The organism is Micromonospora sp. WMMD729 (assembly GCF_049315225.1).
Classification (GTDB): Bacteria; Actinomycetota; Actinomycetes; order Mycobacteriales; family Micromonosporaceae; genus Micromonospora.
The window spans coordinates 1,877,162-1,897,975 of record NZ_CP186059.1 but is presented as its reverse complement, the minus strand read 5'-3'; the positions used below and the strand labels follow the sequence as shown (position 1 = coordinate 1,897,975).

General features: G+C 73.3%; 17 protein-coding genes. 8 read left to right on the top strand and 9 right to left on the bottom strand.

Annotated elements, in window-relative coordinates; genetic code table 11:
* Positions 1 to 37: 37 nt before the first annotated feature.
* Together ACN263_RS08695 and ACN263_RS08690 are read right to left on the bottom strand one after the other, a co-directional pair.
* Positions 38 to 2,704, bottom strand: coding sequence for an AAA family ATPase (locus ACN263_RS08695; protein ID WP_422739296.1), 2,667 nt, complete (start codon positions 2,702 to 2,704; stop codon positions 38 to 40).
* 86 nt (positions 2,705 to 2,790) lie between these two features.
* Complete coding sequence (locus ACN263_RS08690) at positions 2,791 to 3,882, bottom strand: NYN domain-containing protein (RefSeq protein ID WP_422739295.1); 1,092 nt, start codon at positions 3,880 to 3,882, stop codon at positions 2,791 to 2,793.
* A gap of 222 nt (positions 3,883 to 4,104) precedes the next feature.
* On the opposite strand from ACN263_RS08690, the gene ACN263_RS08685 reads away from it, so the two are divergent.
* The gene (locus ACN263_RS08685) at positions 4,105 to 6,144 is read left to right on the top strand and encodes a glycosyl hydrolase family 28-related protein (RefSeq protein WP_422739294.1); all 2,040 of its coding nucleotides are present in this window, start codon (positions 4,105 to 4,107) and stop codon (positions 6,142 to 6,144) included.
* A 40-nt stretch (positions 6,145 to 6,184) separates the two neighbouring features.
* On the opposite strand, the gene ACN263_RS08680 is transcribed toward ACN263_RS08685, so the two are convergent.
* The 4 genes from ACN263_RS08680 to ACN263_RS08665 all read right to left on the bottom strand — a co-directional run bounded on the left by ACN263_RS08680 (position 6,185) and on the right by ACN263_RS08665 (position 10,273).
* The gene (locus ACN263_RS08680; protein WP_422739293.1) at positions 6,185 to 6,817 is read right to left on the bottom strand and encodes a CG0192-related protein; all 633 of its coding nucleotides are present in this window, start codon (positions 6,815 to 6,817) and stop codon (positions 6,185 to 6,187) included.
* Between the two features lie 15 nt (positions 6,818 to 6,832).
* Entirely contained in the window at positions 6,833 to 7,924 is a 1,092-nt protein-coding gene (locus ACN263_RS08675) for a cellulose binding domain-containing protein (protein WP_422739292.1), read from the bottom strand.
* A gap of 48 nt (positions 7,925 to 7,972) precedes the next feature.
* Positions 7,973 to 9,022 (bottom strand): NAD(P)H-dependent flavin oxidoreductase, encoded by a 1,050-nt coding sequence (locus ACN263_RS08670; protein ID WP_422739291.1) that lies wholly within the window; start codon positions 9,020 to 9,022, stop codon positions 7,973 to 7,975.
* Positions 9,023 to 9,163: 141 nt separating this feature from the next.
* Positions 9,164 to 10,273: a hypothetical protein gene (locus ACN263_RS08665; protein ID WP_422739290.1), complete on the bottom strand. Its 1,110-nt coding sequence runs from the start codon at positions 10,271 to 10,273 to the stop codon at positions 9,164 to 9,166.
* A gap of 287 nt (positions 10,274 to 10,560) precedes the next feature.
* On the opposite strand from ACN263_RS08665, the gene ACN263_RS08660 reads away from it, so the two are divergent.
* The 6 genes from ACN263_RS08660 to ACN263_RS08635 all read left to right on the top strand — a co-directional run bounded on the left by ACN263_RS08660 (position 10,561) and on the right by ACN263_RS08635 (position 18,187).
* On the top strand, positions 10,561 to 11,028 hold the full coding sequence (locus ACN263_RS08660) for a hypothetical protein (protein ID WP_422740639.1): 468 nt from the start codon (positions 10,561 to 10,563) through the stop codon (positions 11,026 to 11,028).
* Entirely contained in the window at positions 11,028 to 12,419 is a 1,392-nt protein-coding gene (locus ACN263_RS08655; protein WP_422739289.1) for a hypothetical protein, read from the top strand. Before ACN263_RS08660 ends, ACN263_RS08655 begins: the two co-directional genes overlap by 1 nt.
* On the top strand, positions 12,416 to 13,906 hold the full coding sequence (locus ACN263_RS08650; protein ID WP_422739288.1) for a VWA domain-containing protein: 1,491 nt from the start codon (positions 12,416 to 12,418) through the stop codon (positions 13,904 to 13,906). The genes ACN263_RS08655 and ACN263_RS08650 overlap by 4 nt, the downstream gene beginning before the upstream one ends.
* 14 nt (positions 13,907 to 13,920) lie before the next feature.
* Positions 13,921 to 15,033: an ATP-binding protein gene (locus ACN263_RS08645; protein ID WP_422739287.1), complete on the top strand. Its 1,113-nt coding sequence runs from the start codon at positions 13,921 to 13,923 to the stop codon at positions 15,031 to 15,033.
* Positions 15,030 to 17,849 carry a hypothetical protein gene (locus ACN263_RS08640; protein WP_422739286.1) on the top strand — a complete coding sequence of 940 codons (2,820 nt, stop codon included), beginning with the start codon at positions 15,030 to 15,032 and terminating at the stop codon, positions 17,847 to 17,849. The genes ACN263_RS08645 and ACN263_RS08640 overlap by 4 nt, the downstream gene beginning before the upstream one ends.
* A 65-nt stretch (positions 17,850 to 17,914) precedes the next feature.
* The gene (locus ACN263_RS08635; protein WP_422739285.1) at positions 17,915 to 18,187 is read left to right on the top strand and encodes a hypothetical protein; all 273 of its coding nucleotides are present in this window, start codon (positions 17,915 to 17,917) and stop codon (positions 18,185 to 18,187) included.
* Positions 18,188 to 18,250: 63 nt separating this feature from the next.
* Here ACN263_RS08635 and ACN263_RS08630 read toward each other — a convergent pair whose 3' ends face one another.
* Positions 18,251 to 18,448, bottom strand: coding sequence for a hypothetical protein (locus tag ACN263_RS08630; protein ID WP_422739284.1), 198 nt, complete (start codon positions 18,446 to 18,448; stop codon positions 18,251 to 18,253).
* Between the two features lie 89 nt (positions 18,449 to 18,537).
* A complete protein-coding gene (locus tag ACN263_RS08625) occupies positions 18,538 to 18,798 on the bottom strand; it encodes a hypothetical protein (protein ID WP_422739283.1) in 261 nt (86 codons plus the stop codon).
* Between the two features lie 204 nt (positions 18,799 to 19,002).
* On the opposite strand from ACN263_RS08625, the gene ACN263_RS08620 reads away from it, so the two are divergent.
* Complete coding sequence (locus tag ACN263_RS08620) at positions 19,003 to 19,212, top strand: helix-turn-helix transcriptional regulator (RefSeq protein ID WP_354855048.1); 210 nt, start codon at positions 19,003 to 19,005, stop codon at positions 19,210 to 19,212.
* A 166-nt stretch (positions 19,213 to 19,378) separates the two neighbouring features.
* Here the strand turns inward: ACN263_RS08620 and ACN263_RS08615 are convergent, their stop codons facing one another.
* Positions 19,379 to 20,647, bottom strand: coding sequence for an Nramp family divalent metal transporter (locus ACN263_RS08615; RefSeq protein ID WP_422739282.1), 1,269 nt, complete (start codon positions 20,645 to 20,647; stop codon positions 19,379 to 19,381).
* Positions 20,648 to 20,814 lie beyond the last annotated feature (167 nt).

Sequence of the window (20,814 nt, the reverse complement as noted above, 5' to 3'; positions counted from 1 at the left end):
TAGGGAGGCGCGCGGTAACCCGGTAGATCAGTCGTCCTTACCTACTGTCGAGCGGCGATCGCTCGTGGTGACCTGCCCCGGCACGCCCGGACGTCTGCTGGCCGAGCACGACGGCCAGCTCCCGGCGGTTGCGGACACCCAGTTTCGTGAAGACCCGGGCCAGGTTGTTGTTGACGGTGTTGACCGACAGCCCGAGCCGGTCGGCGATGCTGCGGCTGGACAGGGCGACCGCGAGCAGCGCGACGTCCCGCTCGCGGCGGGTCAACGTCGCCTGCTCGACGCCCACGGCGGTCGCGGCGAGCAGCGGCGTCCGTACGCCCCGGCACGCCTCGGCCAGCGTGGCGGCCCGCTGCGCCACCGCCAGCCGGGGTCGACCCCGTCGGGCGTACGCCCGGGCGGCGACGCCGACCGCCTCGGCGGCGAGCAGGGTGTGTCCGCGCGAGACGAGGTCGTCCGCGGCTGCCTCCAGGGCCGGACCGTCGTCGTGGAGCAGACCGTCGGTCGCGCCGGCGAGGGTGGACGCCAACCCGCCGAGTTGGTCGGCGAGGGCGTGCAGCCGGTCCCGGACCGGCTCCGGGGCGCCGAGGCGCGCGCACTCGTAGAGCGCCACCGCCTCGATGGTGGGCTGCTCGCTGCCGCGGGCCAGGTCGGCCGCGTGCCGGGCGGTACGGAGCGCCGCGGTGCGGTCCCCCTCGGCGACCTGCACCCAGGCGCGGTTCAGCTCCACCCAGGCGTGGAAGATCCGGTTGGCGGTCCGCTCCCGGGCGTCCGCCGCGGCCAGCCAGCGTCGCGCACCGGGCAGGTCGCCGGCCAGGGCCCGTACGCCCGCCAGCTCGGCCCAGTACGTCCGTACCAGGTGGTACTGGTCATTCTCCTCGACCAGGGCGATGGCCTCGCGCAGGTCGGCCTCGGCGGCGTCGAGCTGCCCCTGCGCCTTGCCGATGATCCCCCGGAATCCGGCCCACACCGCGACCATCCCCCGCGCGTCGCTGGCCACCGCCGCCCGGTAGCCCTCGTCGGCCAGCTCGACGGCCTCGGCCAGCTCGCCGGCGGCGTACCGGGCGTAGCAGAGCCCCAGCCCGACCTGGGCCTCGTTCCAGGGCAGGTGCTCGGGCGCGGCGGCGAGCACCGCCCGGCCCCGCCGCGCCAGCTCCGCCGCGAGTCCGAGCCGGCCGAGCATGCCCGCCGCCGAGGCCGCGCCCATGGTCGCCCAGCTCGCCGCGCGGACGCCGGTGTCGGGGCGGGCGAGCACGGCCTGACCGACCGCCAACGCCGCCTCGCACCGGCCGTCGTAGAACAGCACCCACGAGCGGGTGGCCTCGGTCAGGTCGTGGCCGGGCGAGCCCGCCGGCACCATCCGCAGCGTCTCGTGCGCCTCGTCGATCCGGTCCAGCCCCCAGTACAGCAGCCCGGCCCGGGTGATCGCCCAGATGGCGAGCCGCTTGCTGCCCGGTGGCGGGGCCGGCGGGAGCATGTCGAACGCCTCCTGGCTGCGCGCCTGGTACTGCAGAACGCGGGCCAGCAGCCACTGCGCCTCCCACCCCGGGTCGGCGTCGTACGCCGTGCGGGCCAACCGCTCGGCCAGGTCGATGTCGAACCGGTCGATCGCCTGCCGCGCGGCGGCCAGCGCGATGCCCGGGTGCCGGACGCCGCCGGAGCGCAGTTGCCACACGCCGGCCACCAGCGCGTCGTCGCGGCGGCGCAGTGGCATGCTCGCCAACACGTCGGTGAGCTGCCCGAACACCGTGCGGGAGCGGCTGGCGGGCATGCTGGCGCGCAGCGCCTCGCCGTAGAGCGGATGGGCCATCCGCAGGGCCGTACGGGCGCCGGAGCGCTCCGCGACCACCATGCCGCTGCGTTCGGCGGCCTCGATGGCGGCCGGGTCGACGAAGCGTTCCAGCAGGGCCAGGGAGAGGGGTTCGCCGCAGGCGACCACCTCCAGCACCTGCCGGGCGGCCGGTTCGAGCGCGCGCAACCGGGCGCTGACCAGCTCGGCCAGCCGGGGACTGCCGGACGCGGTGCCGCGCCAACGCCAGACGCCCCGCACCTCGTGCAGGCCGCCGGTCTCCATCGCGTCGGCGAGCAGTTCCCGCAGCAGCAGCGGGTTGCCGTCGGCGAGCTGCCGCAGCCGACGTCGGCTGAGCGCGTCGAGCGGACCGGGCGCGGCCTCGTCGAGCAGATGGTCCACGGCGGTGGCCGGCAGCGGGCGTACCTCCAGTCGCCGGCCGGAACCGGTCCACAGTGAGGTGAGGGCGTCCGAGAGTGGCTCGCCCGCGCGGACCGTCGCCACCGCCACCGCCAGGCCGTGCACGGCGAGCTGGTGCAGCAGCCCGGCGGACGGCTCGTCGAGCAGGTGTGCGTCGTCGATCCCGATCATGACCGTGCGTCCGGCGCTGCGTCGGGCGAAGTCGCGCTCCACGGTGACGACCAGCCCCATCGGGTCGGCGTGCGGTCGGGTCGGTGCGGGAATGAGGTGGGAAACCGCGCCGAACGGGATCGAGCGGGCCGCGCCGGTCGCCGAGACCCAGTGGCACTCCACGCCGTTGTCGCCGGCGCGGGCCAGTGCCTCGCGCAGCAACCGTGTCTTACCCACCCCGGCCTCGCCCACCAGCACCAGGCCGGGCACCCGCGCCGCCACGACGTCCTCGATGGTCTTCAGCTCGAGGTCACGGCCGACGAGTCTCCATTCCCCACGTCCCGGCATGACGACCCTCACCTCGCCCTCGGGGCAGCCCTGCCGTCCACCCTATGGGCAGTCCCGGCACTTCCGCTCGACGGCGGTCGATGGGGTCAGGACGAGGTGGTGAGCAGGTAGTCGTCCGCCTCGGGGCTCCACCGCAGGTCGACCGCGCCGCTGGTGGCGGCGGCCTTGCAGAACTGTAGGAAGCTGCGGTAGCCGAGCTTCTTCTCGCTGAAGTCGGGACGGACCCGGCGGAGCTGGTTCTTCAGGCCGGAGAGCGCCACCGGGTTGCCGGCGCTGCCCAGGTCGCCCACCACACCCCGGAGCAGGCCGAACGCCACCTCCCGGTCGCCGTGCTCGGGCAGGGACACCTCGGGGTCGCCCTTGGCGGGCCCCTCGGCCAGGTCGACCACGTTGTGCTCGGCGAGGTGGCGCAGCAGCTCGCCGAAGGTACGGAAGCCGTAGTCGGACTCGCTGAAGGTGGGGTCCTTGCGCAGCAGGGTGCGCTTGAGCCGGGAGGCGGTCACCTCGCCGCTCGCGCTGCCCTGCAACCCGGCCACCGTCTGGGCGACCTGCACGGCGAGCGTGTCCACGTCCCGGCCGGGTTCCTCGTCCGCCGTCCGGTCCTCCACCTCCGGCTCCCGCTGCTGCTCCGGCTCGGGCGGCCGCTGGTCGGGGCCGTTCTGCCGGGCCGGGCGGGCATGCCGGGCGCGTACGGGCGGGATGTCCACGCCCTCCAACCGGTCGTAGTACAGGAACTCGTCGCACGCCGGTGGCAGCAGCGCCGACGTGGACCCCTCCACCCCAACGCCGATGACCCGCTTGTTGAGCTCCCGGAGCTTGTGGACGAGCGGGGTGAAGTCGCTGTCGCCACTACAGATGACGAAGGTGGAGATGTAGTCGCGCTCGAACGCCAACTCGATCGCGTCGACGGCCATCTTGATGTCGGCGGCGTTCTTCCGGGACGCGCCCATCCGCTGCGGGATCTCGATCAGCTCCACGTGGGACCGGGTGAGCATCCGGCGGTCCTCGTCGAAGTACGACCAGTCGGCGTACGCCCGGCGCACCACGACCCGCCCGCGTTCGGCCAGCGCGTCGGCGATCGGCCGGAAGTCGAAGGCCGCGCCGCCACGGTGGTCGCGGGCCCCCAACGCCAGGTTCTCGTAGTCGAGGAAGAGGGCGATCCGATCTTCGTGCTCCACGCGGCTCACCCTACGCCGGCCGTACGGGGTTCGGAGGCACCCGACGCGCCGCAGCTCAACTCGACGTCCGTCCATTTCTTGCAGCTCAATAGTCGACTCTTTTCATATTTGGATTGTTGTCTTGCAGTGGGATGTACCGGTGCTGCATCATGGCGGTCAATGTCGGGCGTCCAGGGGAACGCCGGGCGGACCTCCACCACCACCCACCCAGGAGGGTCACCGATGTCTCGCAGCACCCTGCCGACGCGCGAACGCCCGGGCCGCCGCCCGGTCGCCGCCGCCGTCGCGCTCGCGGCCGGCCTCACCGTGCTGGTCGCCGGACCCACCGTGGCCGCCGCCGGCCCGGCCGGGTCACCAGGCACACAACCGGTCGTCACCCGGGCGGCGCTCGATCCGGCGCTCGTCGCCGGACGCGGGGCAGACGTCGACTTCGTCGAACAGGAGGCCGAGAACGCCCGCACCAACGGCGAGATCATCGGCCCGGACCGGTCCGCCTACACCCTGCCCGCCGAGGCGTCCGGCCGCCGGGCCGTCCGGCTCACTCCCGGCGAGTACGTCGAGTTCGTCCTGCCCCGCGCCGCCAACGGGATCACCGTGCGGTACAGCATCCCGGACGCCCCCACCGGCGGTGGGATCACCGCGCCGCTGAAGGTCGCCGTCAACGGCACACACGTCCGCACCATGACGCTGACCTCGCAGTACTCGTGGCTCTACAACCAGTACCCGTTCACCAACGACCCGCAGGCCGACCTGCTGCACCCGGACTGGTGGATCACCGAGTGCCAGTGCGTGCCGTCGGCGACCACGCCGTACCCGAGCATCACCAAGCCGTTCCGGCCCACCCACTTCTACGACGAGCAGCGCCTGCTGCTCGGGCGTACCTACCGGGCCGGCGACAGGGTCCGGCTCACCGCGCCGACCGGCACGGCCGCCGCCTGGACGGTCATCGACCTGCTCGACTCCGAACTGGTCGCGCCGCCACGGGTACGGCTGCTCGCGGCGAACGTCCTCGCGTTCGGGGCCGACCCCACCGGCCGGCGGGACTCCGCCGACGCGATCGACAAGGCCATCGCCTTCGCCCGGCGCGCACACCTGACGGTCTACGTGCCACCGGGCACCTACCAGGTCAACCGGCACATCATCGTCGACGACGTGACCATCGAGGGCGCCGGCAACTGGTGGACGATCTTCAAGGGGCGCGAGGTCGCCCTGCCGACCCCCGCCCCGGACGGCTCGGTGCACACCGGCGTCGGCTTCTACGGCCGCGACGCCGCCGACGGCGGCAGCCGCAACGTGCACCTGTCCGGCTTCGCCATCGAGGGCGACGTGCGCGAGCGCATCGACAAGGACCAGGTCAACGCCATCGGTGGCGCGATGAGCGACTCCACCATCGACGGACTGCACCTGCGGCACACCAAGGTGGGCCTGTGGTTCGACGGGCCGATGCGCAACGTCCGGGTCACCAACACCATCGTGGTCGACCAGATCGCCGACGCGCTCAACTTCCACACCGGCGTGACCGACTCCCTCGTCGCACACACCTTCGTCCGCAACACCGGCGACGACGGGCTGGCGATGTGGTCGGAGAAGACCGCCAACGCGCGCAACACGTTCGACCACAACACCGTGCAGTCGCCGACGCTCGCCAACGGCATCGCCATCTACGGCGGCACCGACACGACCGTCTCGCACAACCTGGTCGCCGACCCGGTCCGTGAGGGCAGCGGGCTGCACGCCGGCGCCCGCTTCGGCGCGGAGCCGTTCGCCGGGTACCTGCGGTTCACCGGCAACACCACGGCCCGCGCCGGCACGTACGACCTGAACTGGAACATCGGGCTCGGCGCGATCTGGATGTTCGCGCTGGACCGCAGCATCGACGCGGCGATCGAGGTGACCGGCGACGCGTACCTGGACAGCACCTACAACGCGATCATGCTGGTCAGTGACTGGCCGGTGAAGGACCTCTACTCGATCACCAACGTACGCTTCCGCGACGTCCGGGTCGACGGCACCGGCACCTCGGTGGTCAGCGCACGCACCGCCGGGTCGGCGTCGTTCGCCAACGTGGACGCCCGCAACGTGGGCGCGGTCGGTGTCAACAACTGCGGGTCGTTCCACTTCACCCCGGCCGGCTCCGAGTTCGCCCTGACCGACCTGGGTGGCAACGACGGCGGCTGGCTCGCGCCGTGGCTCCTGCCCAACACCATCACCTGCGACGACCGGCCGCCGGTGTCGCCACCGCCGCCGCCGGCACAGTGGTGAACGCGGTGGGCGGCCCGGTCGACCGGGCCGCCCACCGCCGTCAGCGCACCCGGACGTACGCCAGCGGCACGCTCGTCGGCTGGTCGTCCCAGGCGCCGCGCAGGGTGGCGCCCCGCGTACCGCTCGCCCCGGCGACCGGCCGGCGGACCACGACCAACTCCACCGTGTCGGTGACGATCAGCGTGTCGTCCTCGTCGACGACCCGCCGGACCGCGCCGACCTCCGGCACCGGCCCGCTGCCGCCGTCGACGTCGATCGTCATCGCCGGCGGTCGCACCTCGCGCCGACCGTCGACCTCGAAGTACTGCTCGGCCTGGCCGGCGCCGCTCAGGACGGCGTGGGTCAGCGCCGCCGCGTACACCGGGTCAGCGCAGCCGTCGTACACCCAGCGGCGGCCGAGCACCGAATGCTCGAGCGTACCGACCAGCCACTCGTCGGCGTCGTCCAGCGGCGCGGCGCGGTAGGTCAGCGGGACCTGGTGGACCGGCCCGTCGGCGGCGGTGACCAGGATCGTCTCGATGCCGACCTCCCCGGCCGGGTCGTCGAGGCGGTACGCCCCCCGGCTCACCACCTCGACGCCGGCCGGCCCCTCGTACCAGGGGCGGCGAGGCAGCCAGGTCGTCAACAGCTCGAGCTTCGTGGGGCGCAGTGTCGCCCGGTGCAGGAGTGCCATGCGCAGGGAGCCTAGTCAGAACCCCTCGCACGGGTTGCCGCCCACCGTGCAGCTCTCCGGCTCCCGGGCCTTCGGCCGGCTGTCGCGGACGTCGAAGCGGATCGTCCGCGACCCGCCCGCCGGCACGGCCGCGCCGGTGAAGGTGAGCGCCTGGCCGTCCCGGGACCAGTCCGCCCCGTCGACGTCGTCGACGCTGCTGCCCTCGGCCAGGGTCACCACCACGGTCCACTGCTCGACGGGCGCCGGCCCCGGGTTGTCCACCACCACCTCCCCCGTGTAGCCGAACAGGCGGCTGGAGTCGGTGTCGTAGCGCGCGACCAGCGGAGGTGGGGGCGGCGGCCCGGTGGGCGTGGGGGTGGGCGACGGCTTCGCCGACGGGGTACGCGTCGGACGGACGCCGGTCGGCGTGACGCTGCGCGACGGGCGCGGCGAGGTCGTGGCCTTCGGTGGCGCGGTCGTCGCCGCCGCCTCCACCAGGCTCGGCAGCGGCGTCGACGGTGTCGACGACGGCGCCGGCCCGGCCACCTGGTCCGGGTCACCCGGCAGCGTCAGCCAGGCCACCGTTCCCGCCGCCACCAGCACTCCGGCGAGCCCGACGACGACCGTCCGCCGGCGACGTCGGGCCGGCCCGGGCGCGCTGATCACCGGCAGCTCGGTGGTCAGTCCGGCCTCGCCCCGCCGCAGGTCGACCTGCTGGAACGCGAGCCAGTCCAGAATGGCCGGCAGGCGCACGGTGAACGCCTGGCGCACCTGCTGCTCGCGGGCGTCGCGCTGCTCGTCCGACCAGCCGCCGTGGGTCGGCACCTCCCGCACGACGAGCCGGCTGCCCTGGCTGGTGGCGGTGACGGCACAGGTCAACTCGGTGAGCCGACCGGCCTCGTCGCAACGCAACGCCAGCAGCTCCGGCACCCGCCGCTCGGTCACCTCGACCTCGACGTCGGCGTCGAAGCCGGGCAGGTCGGCCGTGTGCAGCAGCAGCCGGTCCGGTACGCCCTCCACCATGTCCGCCTCGGCGAACCAGCGGCCGAGCAACTCCCGATCCGTCAGTGCGAGCCAGACCCGGTCGGACGGGTGGGACAGGTCGACGTGCGCGCCGATCTCGATCACGGCGAGACTCTAACGGGTGGCCGGGAGCCCACCGGCCCGGAGGCCGGCTCAGCCCCAGCGCGCCGCCCGCTCGGCGGCCGTCGCCAGCGCCCGCCGGGCGGCGGCGCTCAGCTCGGCGACCACCTCCGCCGCCGGCACCTCCCGGGCGAGCGGATGCGCCTGGCCGGCCCACAGGCTCGGCACCGAGGCGTCGCCGGCAGCCCGGGCGGCGGCGAGCAGGGGACGGGTCAGGTGCAGCACCTGCGGATAGCCGGCCGGCGCCTGCGCGTCGTGCGTCCGCAGGAAGTCGTTGACCACGCCACGGGCCCGCTTGCCGGTGTACGCCCTGGTCAGCGCGGTCGGTGCGACGCCGGCCACCGCCGCGCGGTGCACCGGCGAGGTGCCCGCCTCCGGGCAGCGCAGGAACGCCGTACCGACCTGCGCCGCGACCGCCCCGGCGGTCAGCGCCGCCGCCAGGGCGGGACCGTCGGCGATCCCGCCGGCCGCCACCAGAGGCCGGTCACATCCGGTGGCGGCCAGCCGGAGCAGCGGCAGCAGCGCGTAGTCGTCGTCGTCCGGCATGCCGCCGCGGTGCCCGCCGGCCTCGGTGCCCTGCACGACCACCGCGTCGACACCCAGGTCGGCGGCGGCGGTGGCGGCGTCCGGCCGGGTGACCGTGGCCCACACCTCGGTGCCCCGCTCCCGCAACGCCGTCACCGCGGCGCGGTCGGGCAGTCCGAACGCGAAGGACACCACCGGCACCGGGTCCGCGAGCAGGGCGGCCAGCTTCTCCGGGTACGCGTCGTCGCCGCCCACCGGATCGCCGAGCGACACCCCGAACGCCTCGGCCTGCGGGGCGAGCCGTCGCCCGTACGCCGAGACGGCGGCCTCGTCGACCGGGCCGTCAGCGGGTAGGAAGACGTTGACCCCGAACGGCCGGTCGGTACGGGCGCGCACCGCGGCGATGTCGGCGACCAGCCGGCCGGTGTCGATCATGCCGGCGGCCAGGAAACCGAGTCCGCCCGCGGCGGAGACGGCCGACACGAGATCCGGCGTGGACGGGCCGCCGGCCATCGGGGCGGCGACGATCGGGTGGCGAAGCGCGGAGAGCACGGACATCCACCCATCCTCCCGCAACACGCCGGTCCCCCGGCTGACGGTGCGGCACCCGCCCACCCGAAGGCGTCACCGGTCAACGCCGCCAGCGCCGCAGGTCAACGCCTCCCAGCGCCGCAGGCCGGCGACGGTCAGCGCCGTCCGTCAGCGTCGGTCGGTGTGCCGCCGCCACAGCAGTCCGGCCACGGCGAGCAGCGCCAGCAGCGTCCCGGCGCCGGCCGCCAGCGACCACACCTGTCCGGCGCCGATGCCGGCCGCCTGCGCCGCCGGACTGGCCGCGGCGGCCGACGGCGGAGCCGCCGTGGTGGACTCCGCGGGATGATCGGCGGGGGTCGCCGTCGCGGGATACCGCAGGATCGTCGGACGGCTGCCGGCCGGCTGGTCGGCGGACTCGGAGACGGTGAGCAGCGAGCGACCGTCCGGGCTGTAGGTGATCGACTCGCCCTGCGGCTCGTCGGGCAACGGGGTGATCCGCGGGGTGCCCGCGGTGAGCGCGGCGACCAGGTCGCCGCCGGACACGTCGTACTCGAACGCGTCGGCGTAGCTGCGCAGCACCACCCGGCGGCCGTCCGGTGCGCTCGCCGCGCCGGTCACGACGCTTCGGCCGAGGAACGAGAACGGATTGCTGGTCGTGGTGGACGGCAGGACCACCTTGCCCACCGAGGCCAACGGCGTGGTGGCGCCCGGCTTCAGCGCGGTGGTCGGGGCGTACAGGACGACGGTGCCGCTGCCACCCTTGGTGATGACCAGCGGCCGGCCGGACGCGTCGATCAGCAGCGCCTCCGCGTCGTGCGCATTGTCCGGGTACCGCATCCGGTACAGCACCGGCCGGTCCGCGTCCGGCGCGAGCCGCCACAGCGCGATCGTCTCGCGGTCACGGTCGTTGTCACCGATGTCGGCAACCCAGATGACGCCGTCCCGGCCGACCGCCAGGTCCTCGGTGTCCCGGGGTCGGGTGGGATAGCTGACCGTCCGCGCCACCGCGCAGCGCTTGTCGAGGAAGAAGATCCGTCGGCGGGCCTCGTCGTCGGCGCCGTCGTTGACCACCACGTACCCGTCCTCGGTGGCGACCATCCCGGAGATCTCGTTGAGCCGCTCGTCGCGGATCTCGCACACCGGGTCGCCCGCCCGCGCGGCCGCCGCCGGGGCCGCCGGTACGACCACGGCCAGCGACACCGCGCCCGCGAGCAGGGCCACCAGCCGCGCCGCCGCGCGGACGTGCCGCCCCGGGGCAACCCACCCGCGTACCCGCATCGTCCGCCTCCTCGTCGCGGCCGGTGGCCCGGCCGTCCCGCCCATCCTGGCCGATCCGGGCCAGCCGCGGCGACCAACCGCGCGGACCCGACGACATCCGCGCTCCGGGCCTCGGCCGGGCGCGCCGCCGTGCCCGCACCGCAGCCGGTTCTGTCGTACCCGTGGTCCATGATCGTGTCGTCGCAGCGCCGCCGATCCCGGCTCGCGCGCGCACCACCCTGGATTCTTCTCATGCGGGAGGCCGTGACGTGACGAACGCCGACGAAGCCGACTGGCGGCGGCGCAGCGTGGTGGCGGTGCTGCCGCCCGCCCGCTCCCGGAAGCTGGCGAAGGTGCCCTTCGTCGAGCTGGCCGACGGGCGCCTGCAAGGCGTGGTCTCCAGCGGGTCGGACGTCGAACGGGTCTACGTCTCGTCGGTCGCGGCCGGCACCCACGCCTACCAGTGCAGCACCAACAACAACCGACCGTGCGGTGGTTTGCGCGCCACCGCGTGCAAGCACCTGCACGCGCTGGCGGACGAGGCCCTCCTCCAGTACGGCGTCGACCGCGTCGCCCGCTACCTGCGGGTCGACGTCGGCGACGGGGTGGCCACCGGCGCGGAGCTGCTGGCCCGGCTGGACGGTCAGCCCGAGCCGGCGTCGGCGGCGGTGGTGTTCAACCGCTTCCTGCGCCACCTCGCCTACCTGGAGGTGCCCGCCAGCACGACCCCGCTGCCCGAGCTGCACTGGTTCCCGGCCACCTCGGCAGGCCGCTGATGCGTGGCGCCCAGGTCGCGCCGCTGCGCACCACCCCGGCCGGGTTGACCGACGCGCTCGACGTGGTCAGCGGCTTCGACGACGCCCTCGTCGACGGCTTCGGCCGGGTCGGCGAGCGGGGTGCCGCCGCGCTGGCCACGTTCGCCGCGGCGTTCGCCGGCACGCCGCTGGGTGGCCCGGTGACCGACGCGGTCGACGCGGTCATCGCCGGATCGGTCACCCCGCAGCACATCGCCGCGCTCGCCGGCGCGCGCTCGGCGCTGCTCGGCGCGGCACACGACGCGCTCCTCGGGCAGCTCGACGAGACGCTCGGCCGCACCCGGACGCCGTGGACGAACCCGACCGGCGCGCCTGCCGAGACGCCGCCCGCGCTCGCCGCGGCCCGGGCGTGGTGGCACGAGGTGGCGGTCGCCGGCTGGCGAGGCGTCGACCACGAGCTGCTCTCCGTGGCCGCCGGGGTGGTCGAGACCAGCCTCCTCGTGCCGGAGCTACGACGGACCGCGGTGCTGCTCGACGGGCTCGCCGCCGAGCTGCGGGCGTGCGTCCCGGTCGCCACCATGGCGCAGGTGCCGGCCCGCCGGTGGGCCGATCTCTGGGCCCGTGGCGTTCTGCTCACCGAGGGCGCACCACCGCCCGACGAGCCGCCCCCGGTCTCCGGGCGGCTGCTGCCGCTCGGTGTGGACGTGCACAGTCACGACACGGCGGTGCAGGTCCAACTGCACGCCATCCTGGAACCGGCGGACGGCGGGCCGGTACGGCTGGTCCGCACGGCGGTGACCGCGGCGAAGGTCGACACCATCGTCGGCCCGGCGATCTGGCGGCTGCTGTCGCACCACCCGGCGCTGCTCGGCGCGGTGGCCGAGAAGCGGGCGTTGACCGTGACCGACCTGCCACTGCGCGGCGGCGACCTGTGCTGGGTCGACGACCGGGTCCGGCTCGACGAGCCCGCCGACCCGTTCACCACCGCCCAGGTCCTGCTGCCCGCCGCGACCACGGCCGCGACCGACCCCCTGGACCGACACCCGGCGGGTATCGCCGAGCCCGTGCTGGTGGAGGGCACCGCGATCCGGGACGACGCCGGCTCGCTCGCCGTCGAGGTGGACGGCGAACGGATACCGGTGGCCGTCGACAGGTTGCCGGCCACCGGCCCGTTGACCGCCGACCTGGTCGCCACCGCGTCCGCCTGGCTCGGCCTGCTGCGCTGGGACGACGGTCGGTGGCAGCTCCAACCGTTGGCGGTACGGGCCACGGTGAAACGGCGGACGGTGCAGGCGCACAACGGCGACTGGGCGTGCGGCGTCACCGATCCGAAGGTCGCCAAGGAGGAGGCGCGGGCGGGGGACGGCATCGCCGTGCTGCGCGAGCGCGCGGGACGGTTGCTGCGCCGATGACAGCGCCGATTCCCACCGGCGGATTCGCCGACGCCAACCGCCGTCAGGTCCTCTACTGGCGGCTGTTGTCCCGCCTCTTCGACCGCGACGAGCAGCCCGGCCTGGAGTCCGCGAGCGTCGCCGTGGTCGACGACCTCGGGCTGCCCGCCGCACTGCTGGACCCGGCGGTCTCGGTGGACACCATCGTGCAGCGTTTCCCGGCTCTCGCGGCCGAGCTGCGCGGCCTGCTCACCCCCACCGAAGCCGAGCCGGACGCCGTCGGACCGGACACCGTCGGACCGGACACCATCGGACCGGACACCATCGGACCGGACGCCGCCGCTGGACCTCGGACGGATGGGTCGGACGGCGGGCGGGACGACGCTGCGCCGCCCGACGCCGGGCCGCACGAAGCCGGGCCGCCGGGCGGGGATTCGGCCTATCGGCCCGGCGCCGCCGAGGTGCGCCGCGCCGCGCTGGTGTCGAAGGTGCTGCTGAACGTGTTCGCCACCGGCTCCGGCCCGGTCAGCGCCAACCAGCTCGCCCGCTGGCAGTCCGACGCCGGCTGGTTCGAGCAGGCTCTCGGCTGCGAACCCGGTGAGCTGCGCCGCCGGCCGGGCGGGCTGGGCGGCACCCTGGCCGGTCTGGAGGGTGACCTCGTCCGGCGGATGCACCTGCGAGAGGTACTGGCCGACCCTGCGCTGGCCAGCCAGCTGACCCCGAGCATGTCGCTGATCGAGCAGCTGCTGCGCGACAAGGCCAACCTGTCCGGCGTGGCGCTGGCCAATGCCAAGGCGTTGATCCGGCGTTTCGTCGACGAGGTCGCCGAGGTGCTCCGGACGCAGGTGCGACAGACCAGCGTCGGCGCGCTCGACCGGTCGGTGCCACCCAAGCGGGTGTTCCGCAACCTGGATCTCGATCGGACCATCTGGCAGAACCTCACCAACTGGAGCCCGGAGGACGAGCGGCTCTACGTGGACCGGCTCTACTACCGGCACACCGCGCGGCGCACCACGCCGTCCCGGCTCATCGTCGTGGTCGACCAGTCCGGCTCGATGGTGGACGCGATGGTCAACTGCACGATCCTCGCCTCGATCTTCGCGGGTCTGCCGAAGGTGGACGTGCACCTGATCGCCTACGACACCCGGGCCCTGGACCTCACCCCGTGGGTGCACGACCCGTTCGAGGTGTTGCTGCGTACCCAGCTGGGTGGCGGCACCGACGGCACCGCGGCGCTGGCGCTGGCCCGCCCGAAGGTCGCCGAGCCGAAGAACACCGTGCTGGTGTGGATCTCCGACTTCTACGAGGTCAACCACCAGGCGGTCTTCGACGGGCTGCAGGCCGCGCACCGCTCCGGCGTGAAGGTCATCCCGGTCGGCTCGGTCAGCAGCTCCGGCCAGCAGAGCGTCAACCCCTGGTTCCGGCAACGCCTGAAGGACCAGGGCACCCCGGTCATCTCCGGCCACATCCGCAAGCTCGTCGTCGAGCTGAAGAACTTCCTCACCTAGGAGAGCAGTCCCTCATGTCCGAGATGTTGCGCGCCCCCGCCGAGGTCACGTACGCCGACGAGCTGGATTTCCTCGAGTCGGTCGACACCGGCCCGAAACCGTTCTCGTGGCGGCTGAGCCCGCGCATGGTCCGGCTGTTCATCCTCGGGTCGGAGCGGGCCGACGGCCTGTCCCGGGAGATCCCGCAGAAGTGGTTCGGCGACCGCAGTTTCGTCGAACGCGCCATCGTCACCCTCGCCTCGGATCGTGGTCTGCTGCTGATCGGTGACCCGGGCACCGGCAAGAGCTGGCTGGCCGAGCTGCTGGCCGCGGCCATCTGCCGCAACTCGACCCTGGTCGTGCAGGGCACCGCCGGCACGACCGAGGACCACATCAAGTACTCGTGGAACGTGTCCATGGTGATCGCGAAGGGCCAGTCCCGGGAGTCGATGATCCCCTCGCCGATCATGACGGCGATGGAGCGTGGCGTGGTGGGTCGCTTCGAGGAGCTGACCCGCTCCACCAGCGACGTGCAGGACGCGCTGATCTCGATCCTGTCCGAGAAGTACGTCGCCATCCCCGAGCTGGATGAGGACAACATCGTGTTCGCCCAACCCGGTTTCTCGATCATCGCGACCGCGAACAGCCGTGACCGGGGCGTCAACGACCTCTCCTCGGCTCTCAAGCGGCGGTTCAACTTCGTCCGGATTCCGGTGGTGACCAACAAGCGCAGCGAGGCGGAGATCGTCCGGTTCCGCACCGAGGAGTTGCTGCGCCGGCACCGCATCGAGCTGGACGTGCCACCCACCCTGCTGGACATCCTGTTGCAGAGCTTCGCCGACCTGCGCGCCGGTGCCGCGGCGGCGACCAGCGACGAGGAGAAGCTCGAGTCGGCGCTGTCGACCGCCGAGCAGATCGGCGTGCTGGAGGACGCGATCCTGCACAGTCAGTTCTTCGGCGACCGGACGCTGCGCGCGGCGACGCTCGCCGGGTCACTGGTCGGGTCGTTGGCCCGTCGCAGCCCGGAGGACCTGGCGATCCTCAACAAGTATCTGCACGGCGTGGTGGAACCACGGGCCCGCAAGGACGACGACGGCTGGGCGGGCTTCCTGGACGGCGGTCGTCAGGCGATCGCGTCCCTGTCGTGACGGCATCGACGGTCGCCGGCACGTTCGGCGCGCTCCGCGAGCAACTCACCGATGCGGCGACCGCGTTCGCGGGCTCCCCCGACGCGCTCGGCGCGATCCTCGCCGGCATGGTCGACGACGTCGACCGGGCGCTCGGCGAGCGGTTGGAGATCTTCCCGGTCTGCCACCACTCGCCGGCCTCCGCGCTGGCCATGGTGCGCCGGCTACGCGCCAAGCAACCCCGGGTGATCTACCTGGAGCTGTGCGAGGATCTTCAGCCGCTGCTCGCGGAGCTGCACAACTGTCGCCTGCCGGTGGCCGTGCAGGCGTTCGCCTCGGAGCTGTCCGGCTTTCCCGCCGACTGGGGACCGCTCAGCGTCGTCGCACCGATCACCGAGGCGTCGGCGGAGTACCAGGCCATCGCGTACGCGCTGGAGACCCCCGGCGTGGAGCTGGTGTTGGTGGACCGCTCCACCGACCACGTCTTCCAGTGGTCACCACGGGAGCAGCCGACCGGCGCGAGCAGCGCGAACGAGCCGACCGCCCCCGTTGCGGATTCGGGGCTGCACGGTGACGCCGTCGGGGTGGAGATCGGCGACCTGCGGCCCCGGTTCGCGGAGTTGGAGGCGTACCTGCTGCACCACGGCAAGGTGCGGCACTGGTCGGAGTGGTGGGACCAGTACGTGGAACGCCCGCTGGCCGACGCCGACCACGACACCTACCGGCAGGTGATGGTGTTGATCGGCAGCCTGTTCCGGCGGCTGCGTCCGGCCGGCGCGGACCGGCTCGACCGCGACGAGGACCGCGAGCGGTACATGTGGACGCGGATGCGTCAGCACCTGGCCGTCTCCGGCGTCGACCCGGCGGACTGTCTCTACGTGTGCGGCGCGTTCCACGCCGCCAGCCGCGTCGAACAGTTCGGCCTGGGCTCGACCGCCGACGACTTCGAGATCACCCCGCGCACCGACACCCGCTGGCGGTACGGCCTGATCCCGTCCAGCCACTCGGCGATCGAGGCGCAGTTCGGCCTGGCCCCCGGCTCGGTGTCGATCGCGGCGGCCACCTGGACGAAGGAGGTGCGCCGCCACGGGCTGTCCCCGTACCGGCTGGACGGCCACGCGGCCGTCCAGCGGCGACGCGGCCGGGCCACGACGGTCTCCTCCCCCGACAGGCCGGTCGGTGATCGGCTCACCGGCTTCCTCGCGGCGCCGCCGCACCTGGACGGCCTGGACGAGGCGGAGCTGCGCGGCTGGTGCGTCGACATCGTGCGGTTGGCCCGCCGCAACGGATACCTGGCCAGCACCGCCGACGCGATCGCCGTCTTCGAGACCTCGGTCCTGCTGGCCGGCCTGCGTAACCGGGCCCGACCCACCCCGTACGACTTCGCCGACGCCGCGGTCACCTGCATCGAGAAGGACGTGGTGCCCGGCCGGCGTGACGTACGACGGCTCTGCGAGATCCTGCTGGGCGGCGACCGGATCGGGCAGGTCGGCTACGACGCCCTGCCGCCGCTGGCCCGCGACGTGCTCGACCGGCTCGAGCCGCTCGGCCTGGCCCTGGAGAAGCGGACCGTCCAGCGCGCGCTGCTGGACCTGAGCGCCGAGCCGGCGCTGGCCCGCTGCTCGGACCTGCTGTGGATCCTGCGGCACCTGCTGCCGCCGGCCGCGGTCCGGCCCATCATGGGCGAGCGCCGGCTCGGTCACCGCTCGGTCCAGGAGAGCTGGGACCTGGCGCTCGGTCGCCACCAGCGGTCGCTGATCGAACTGGGCTACGAGGGCGTCACCGTCGAGCAGGTCCTGGAGCAACGACTGCGCCGGGCGGTACGCGGCCCCGACGCCACCGCCGCCGGTGCCCTCGGCGCCGTGGAGGACGCGATCCGGTTGCTCGACAGTCCGCGCCTGGTCGACGAGTTGGGGGCGCGGGCGGTGGAGCTGCTCGCCGCCGCGCGCACCGTCGACGACGCCCCCGACGTGCTGCGTCGCATCCGGCGGTTGCTGGCGCACCACCGGGCCACCGCACCGACCCTGCCGGCCTGGTGCGAGGCGTTCGTGACGACCGGGTACGCGCACTACTGCACCCTGCTGCCGACCGCCATCGCCAGCGACGAGACCGACGTACGGCAGGTCGGCGCGATGCTCGGTTTCCTGTTCTCGATGGAGGGTCTGGCGCTGTCGCTGGGCTGCGACCGCTCGCAGCTGGAGCTGGCCGTGGCACAGTCGCACCCGACCGCGCCGGCGAAGGTCGCCCTGCTCTGGGCAGGCCGACACCAACTCGGCCTGTTGTCGACGGCCGAGCTGCGGGCGCGTTGCGCCGAGCTGCTGGCCAACCCGTTGGTGGTGCCGGCCTTCCCGCAGTACCTGGCCGGGTTCGTGCACGCGCTGGAACCGGTGCCCGGGCTCGCGCCGTTCGTCGTCGAGACGATGTCCACGGCCTTCGCACAGTTGCCCGACCCGGTGCTGCTGCCCTGGCTGCCGACCCTGATCACGACCCTGCGGGACCAGGGCCCGGAGCTGGTCCCGCTCCTGATCCGCGAGGCCGGGCGCACGTTCCCGGAGGCGCTGCCGGAACTGGATGCCTGGGTCCCACCGTGGGTCGCGTCCCCGCCGCTCGCTCGGGTGGACGACCAACGCGCCGTCGCCGCGCCACAAGGGCAGGTCAACGTCCTCCTCCGTACGCATCCGGACGCGGTCGACGCGATCTCCGGTCTGCTCGGGTACGACGGCGGGTGGCTGCCCGCCGACGACGCTCCCGCCGACCCGAGCGGGGTGGCTGCCCTGCTGGCGAGGCATCCCGACACGGTCGATGCCGTCGCCGCACGCCTGATAAGCCAGGCGTGAGGACGACGGCGGCGGGTAGGCAGCGGCCCGGCGTCATGTCGACATCCGGAGGGCAGGAGGCTTCGATGAGCACGTACCGGGACGAAGAGGGCGGTGGGTTCCCTCTTCCGGAGGCGGACGCCGCCGAGCAGCGGCAGGACGCGTTCGACATGGGGCCGCCGGACCGGGTCTCCGGCGACGTGGACCCGGAGGCCGCCGAGGCCGACCTGGCGGAGCAGGGCGCCCTGCCGGCGGGTGTGCTGGAGGAGGCGACGTCCCTGCCGGCCGACGCCAACCCGGCGGACGCCCTGGAGCAACGGCAGGAGATCCCCGCCCGCGACGAGGGCCGCCGCACCTGAGCACGCCGCCATTGGGGACCGTCTGCTGGCGGTGCCCGGATCCTACGGGAGGGGGTACGTCGCTTAGAACCAGTGGAAGTGACCGGGTTCGCGGGCTCGGTGGGCGGCCAGGGCCTGCTTGACCCAGCCCAGGAACCGGCGGTAGTGCTCCACCGGGTCGGGTGCGGTCCGGTACAGGTCGGTCAGGTCCCGGCTCGCCTCAGTCAGGCAGTCGACCAGGTCCACCCCGAGCAGCTTCGGCTCGTCCGAGTAGTCGGCCACGAGTTCGACTTTCGCCTGCTCGCATGGCCAGGGATGCACGCAGGACGCGCAGAACCAGAACGGCCGGACCGGGGCGTGCCGTTGGCCACTCACTGCTGATTTCCGTGGTAGCGGACCGGCGACCATCGGCCGGATCGGCGCAGGGTCGACGACTGGCTGTGAATGATCGAATTGACCATTCCGAAGATGACGCCGGGTGCCCGTTGGACCCGTTCGAGGTCATCGGTCATTCGCGCGATGGCGGCCAGCCGACCGCGGACATCGAACAGCTCTCGTCGGGCACCCAGGAGTGACGCCTCAAGCTGGCGCACCCGCTCGCGTAGCCGTTCCAGTTCCTGTCCCTGTTTCACTCCAGCCTCCCGGGGTGTGGGCTCGGGTTGGCACCCCGCCCTGCCGCGAAACTCGCCACCAGGGCGGGCGCCTCGCGATCCATCGGACACCCACAGTTACCACCCTGTCAAGCATGGCAGGCCCTATATGGCACCTGTTCTGTCAGGCAGGCCGTGTAGGGCAGGCCCCGGAGGGTAGGCCGCACAGTGCCTACCTTCGTGGTCATGGGCGAGGTTCCCGGGCCGCTCGTCGGAGCGGCGGAGATTCAAGCGATGCTGGGCGTGAGTCGTTCACGGTTCCGGCAGATAGTCCTGTTGCCCCGGTTCCCCGCACCATTTCAGACGCTGATCGGCGGTTCGGTGTGGCTGCGCTCGGACGTCGAGAAGTACATTCGCGACCATCGCAAGCCCCGCCCGGCGGACGAGGACGAGTAGGCCAGTCCACCCGTCCGGCTGGCCGCCGTGGCACGAGAGAGCCCCGCCCGGCACTGACACCGGGGCGGAGCTCGCCTGGCTTCTCGTAAATCAGTCTGGTTGCGCTAACAACTCTCCATCCAATGGATGCGGAGCAGCCGCGACCGGCGACGATATCCCGGCCAGCTCAGCCTGAGACGACCTGCCACAGCAGGAAGGCGTTGAGCGCGACGACCAGGACGGCGACTCCGGACGCGGCGGCCGTGGTCAGCGGGTGGTTGACGAGGTTGCCCATGAGGTCCCGCCGACGGGTGAAGGCGACCACCGGGATCAGCGCGAACGGGATGCCGAAGCTGAGGATGACCTGCGACAGCACCAGGGCGCGGGTCGGGTCGAGGCCGATGGCGAGCACGGCCACGGCGGGCACCAGGGTGACCAGCCGGCGCAGCAGCAGCGGGACCCGGCGGCGCAGGAAGCCCTGCATGATCACCTCGCCGGCGTAGGTGCCGACGCTCGTGGAGGCGAGCCCGGAGACCAACAGGGCGACGGCGAACCCGAAGGCGGCGGCCGTGCCGATGCTCTCGCCCAGGCCGGCGTGCACCCCCTGCAGGCTGTCGGCGCCCACCGGGCCGCCGCTGCGGAAGCTGGCCGCCGCGATCAGCAGCATGGCGAGGTTGACCGCGCCGGCCGCCGTCAGGGCGAGCAGCACGTCGGTGCGCTGGCCCCGGAACAGGGTACGGCGTTCGGCGTCGTCGGCCGCCGGGATGCGGTCGCGGGTCAGCGCGGAGTGCACGTAGATGACGTGCGGCATGACCGTCGCTCCGAGGATGCCGGCGGCCAGCAGGACACTGTCGGTGCCCTGGAGCCGGGGCACCAGACCGGCCATGGCGGAGCCCGGGTCGGAGCCGGCGGCGAGCAGGTTGGCCGCGAAGGCCAGGACGATGACGCCGAGCAGCACGGCGATGGCGATCTCGAAGGCGCGGAACCCGCGCGAGCGCAGGGCCAGCACGACGAACGCGGCAGCGCCGATGATCAGCCCGCCGGGCAGCAGCGGTATGCCGAAGAGCAGGTAGAGGGCGACCGCTCCCCCGATCACCTCGGCCAGGTCGGTGGCCATCGCGACCAGCTCGGCCTGCACCCACATCATCCGGTTGAGTGGGCGGGGCAGCCGCTCGCGGCACAGCTCGGGCAGGCTGCGGCCGGTGGCCAGGCCCAGCTTGGCGGTGAGTGTCTGCACCAGCATGGCCATCAGGTTGGCCACCACCACGACCCAGACCAGCAGATACCCGTAACGGGCGCCGGCCGCCGAGTTGGTGGCGAAGTTGCCCGGGTCGACGTACGCCACGGCGGCGACGAACGCCGGACCGAGCAGGATCAGCCGCCCGCGTACCCGGCCTCGGGCGCGGGCGATCTGCAGCGGCGTCGCCGTCGTCGCCCGGATGTCGTTGGTGACCATCGAGCACCTCCCCCTCGATCGAGCACGGATCGCGTGCCTGTTCCCTTCCCTGGCGGCTGACCCGCCGGTGCCAGTCGGTGGCCCAGGGGTGCCAGGAACCGGTGGCGCTTGACAGGCGGCGCCCGTCCGCCCAAGCTGTCTGTTAGTCCTACTGTCGTAGGACAACA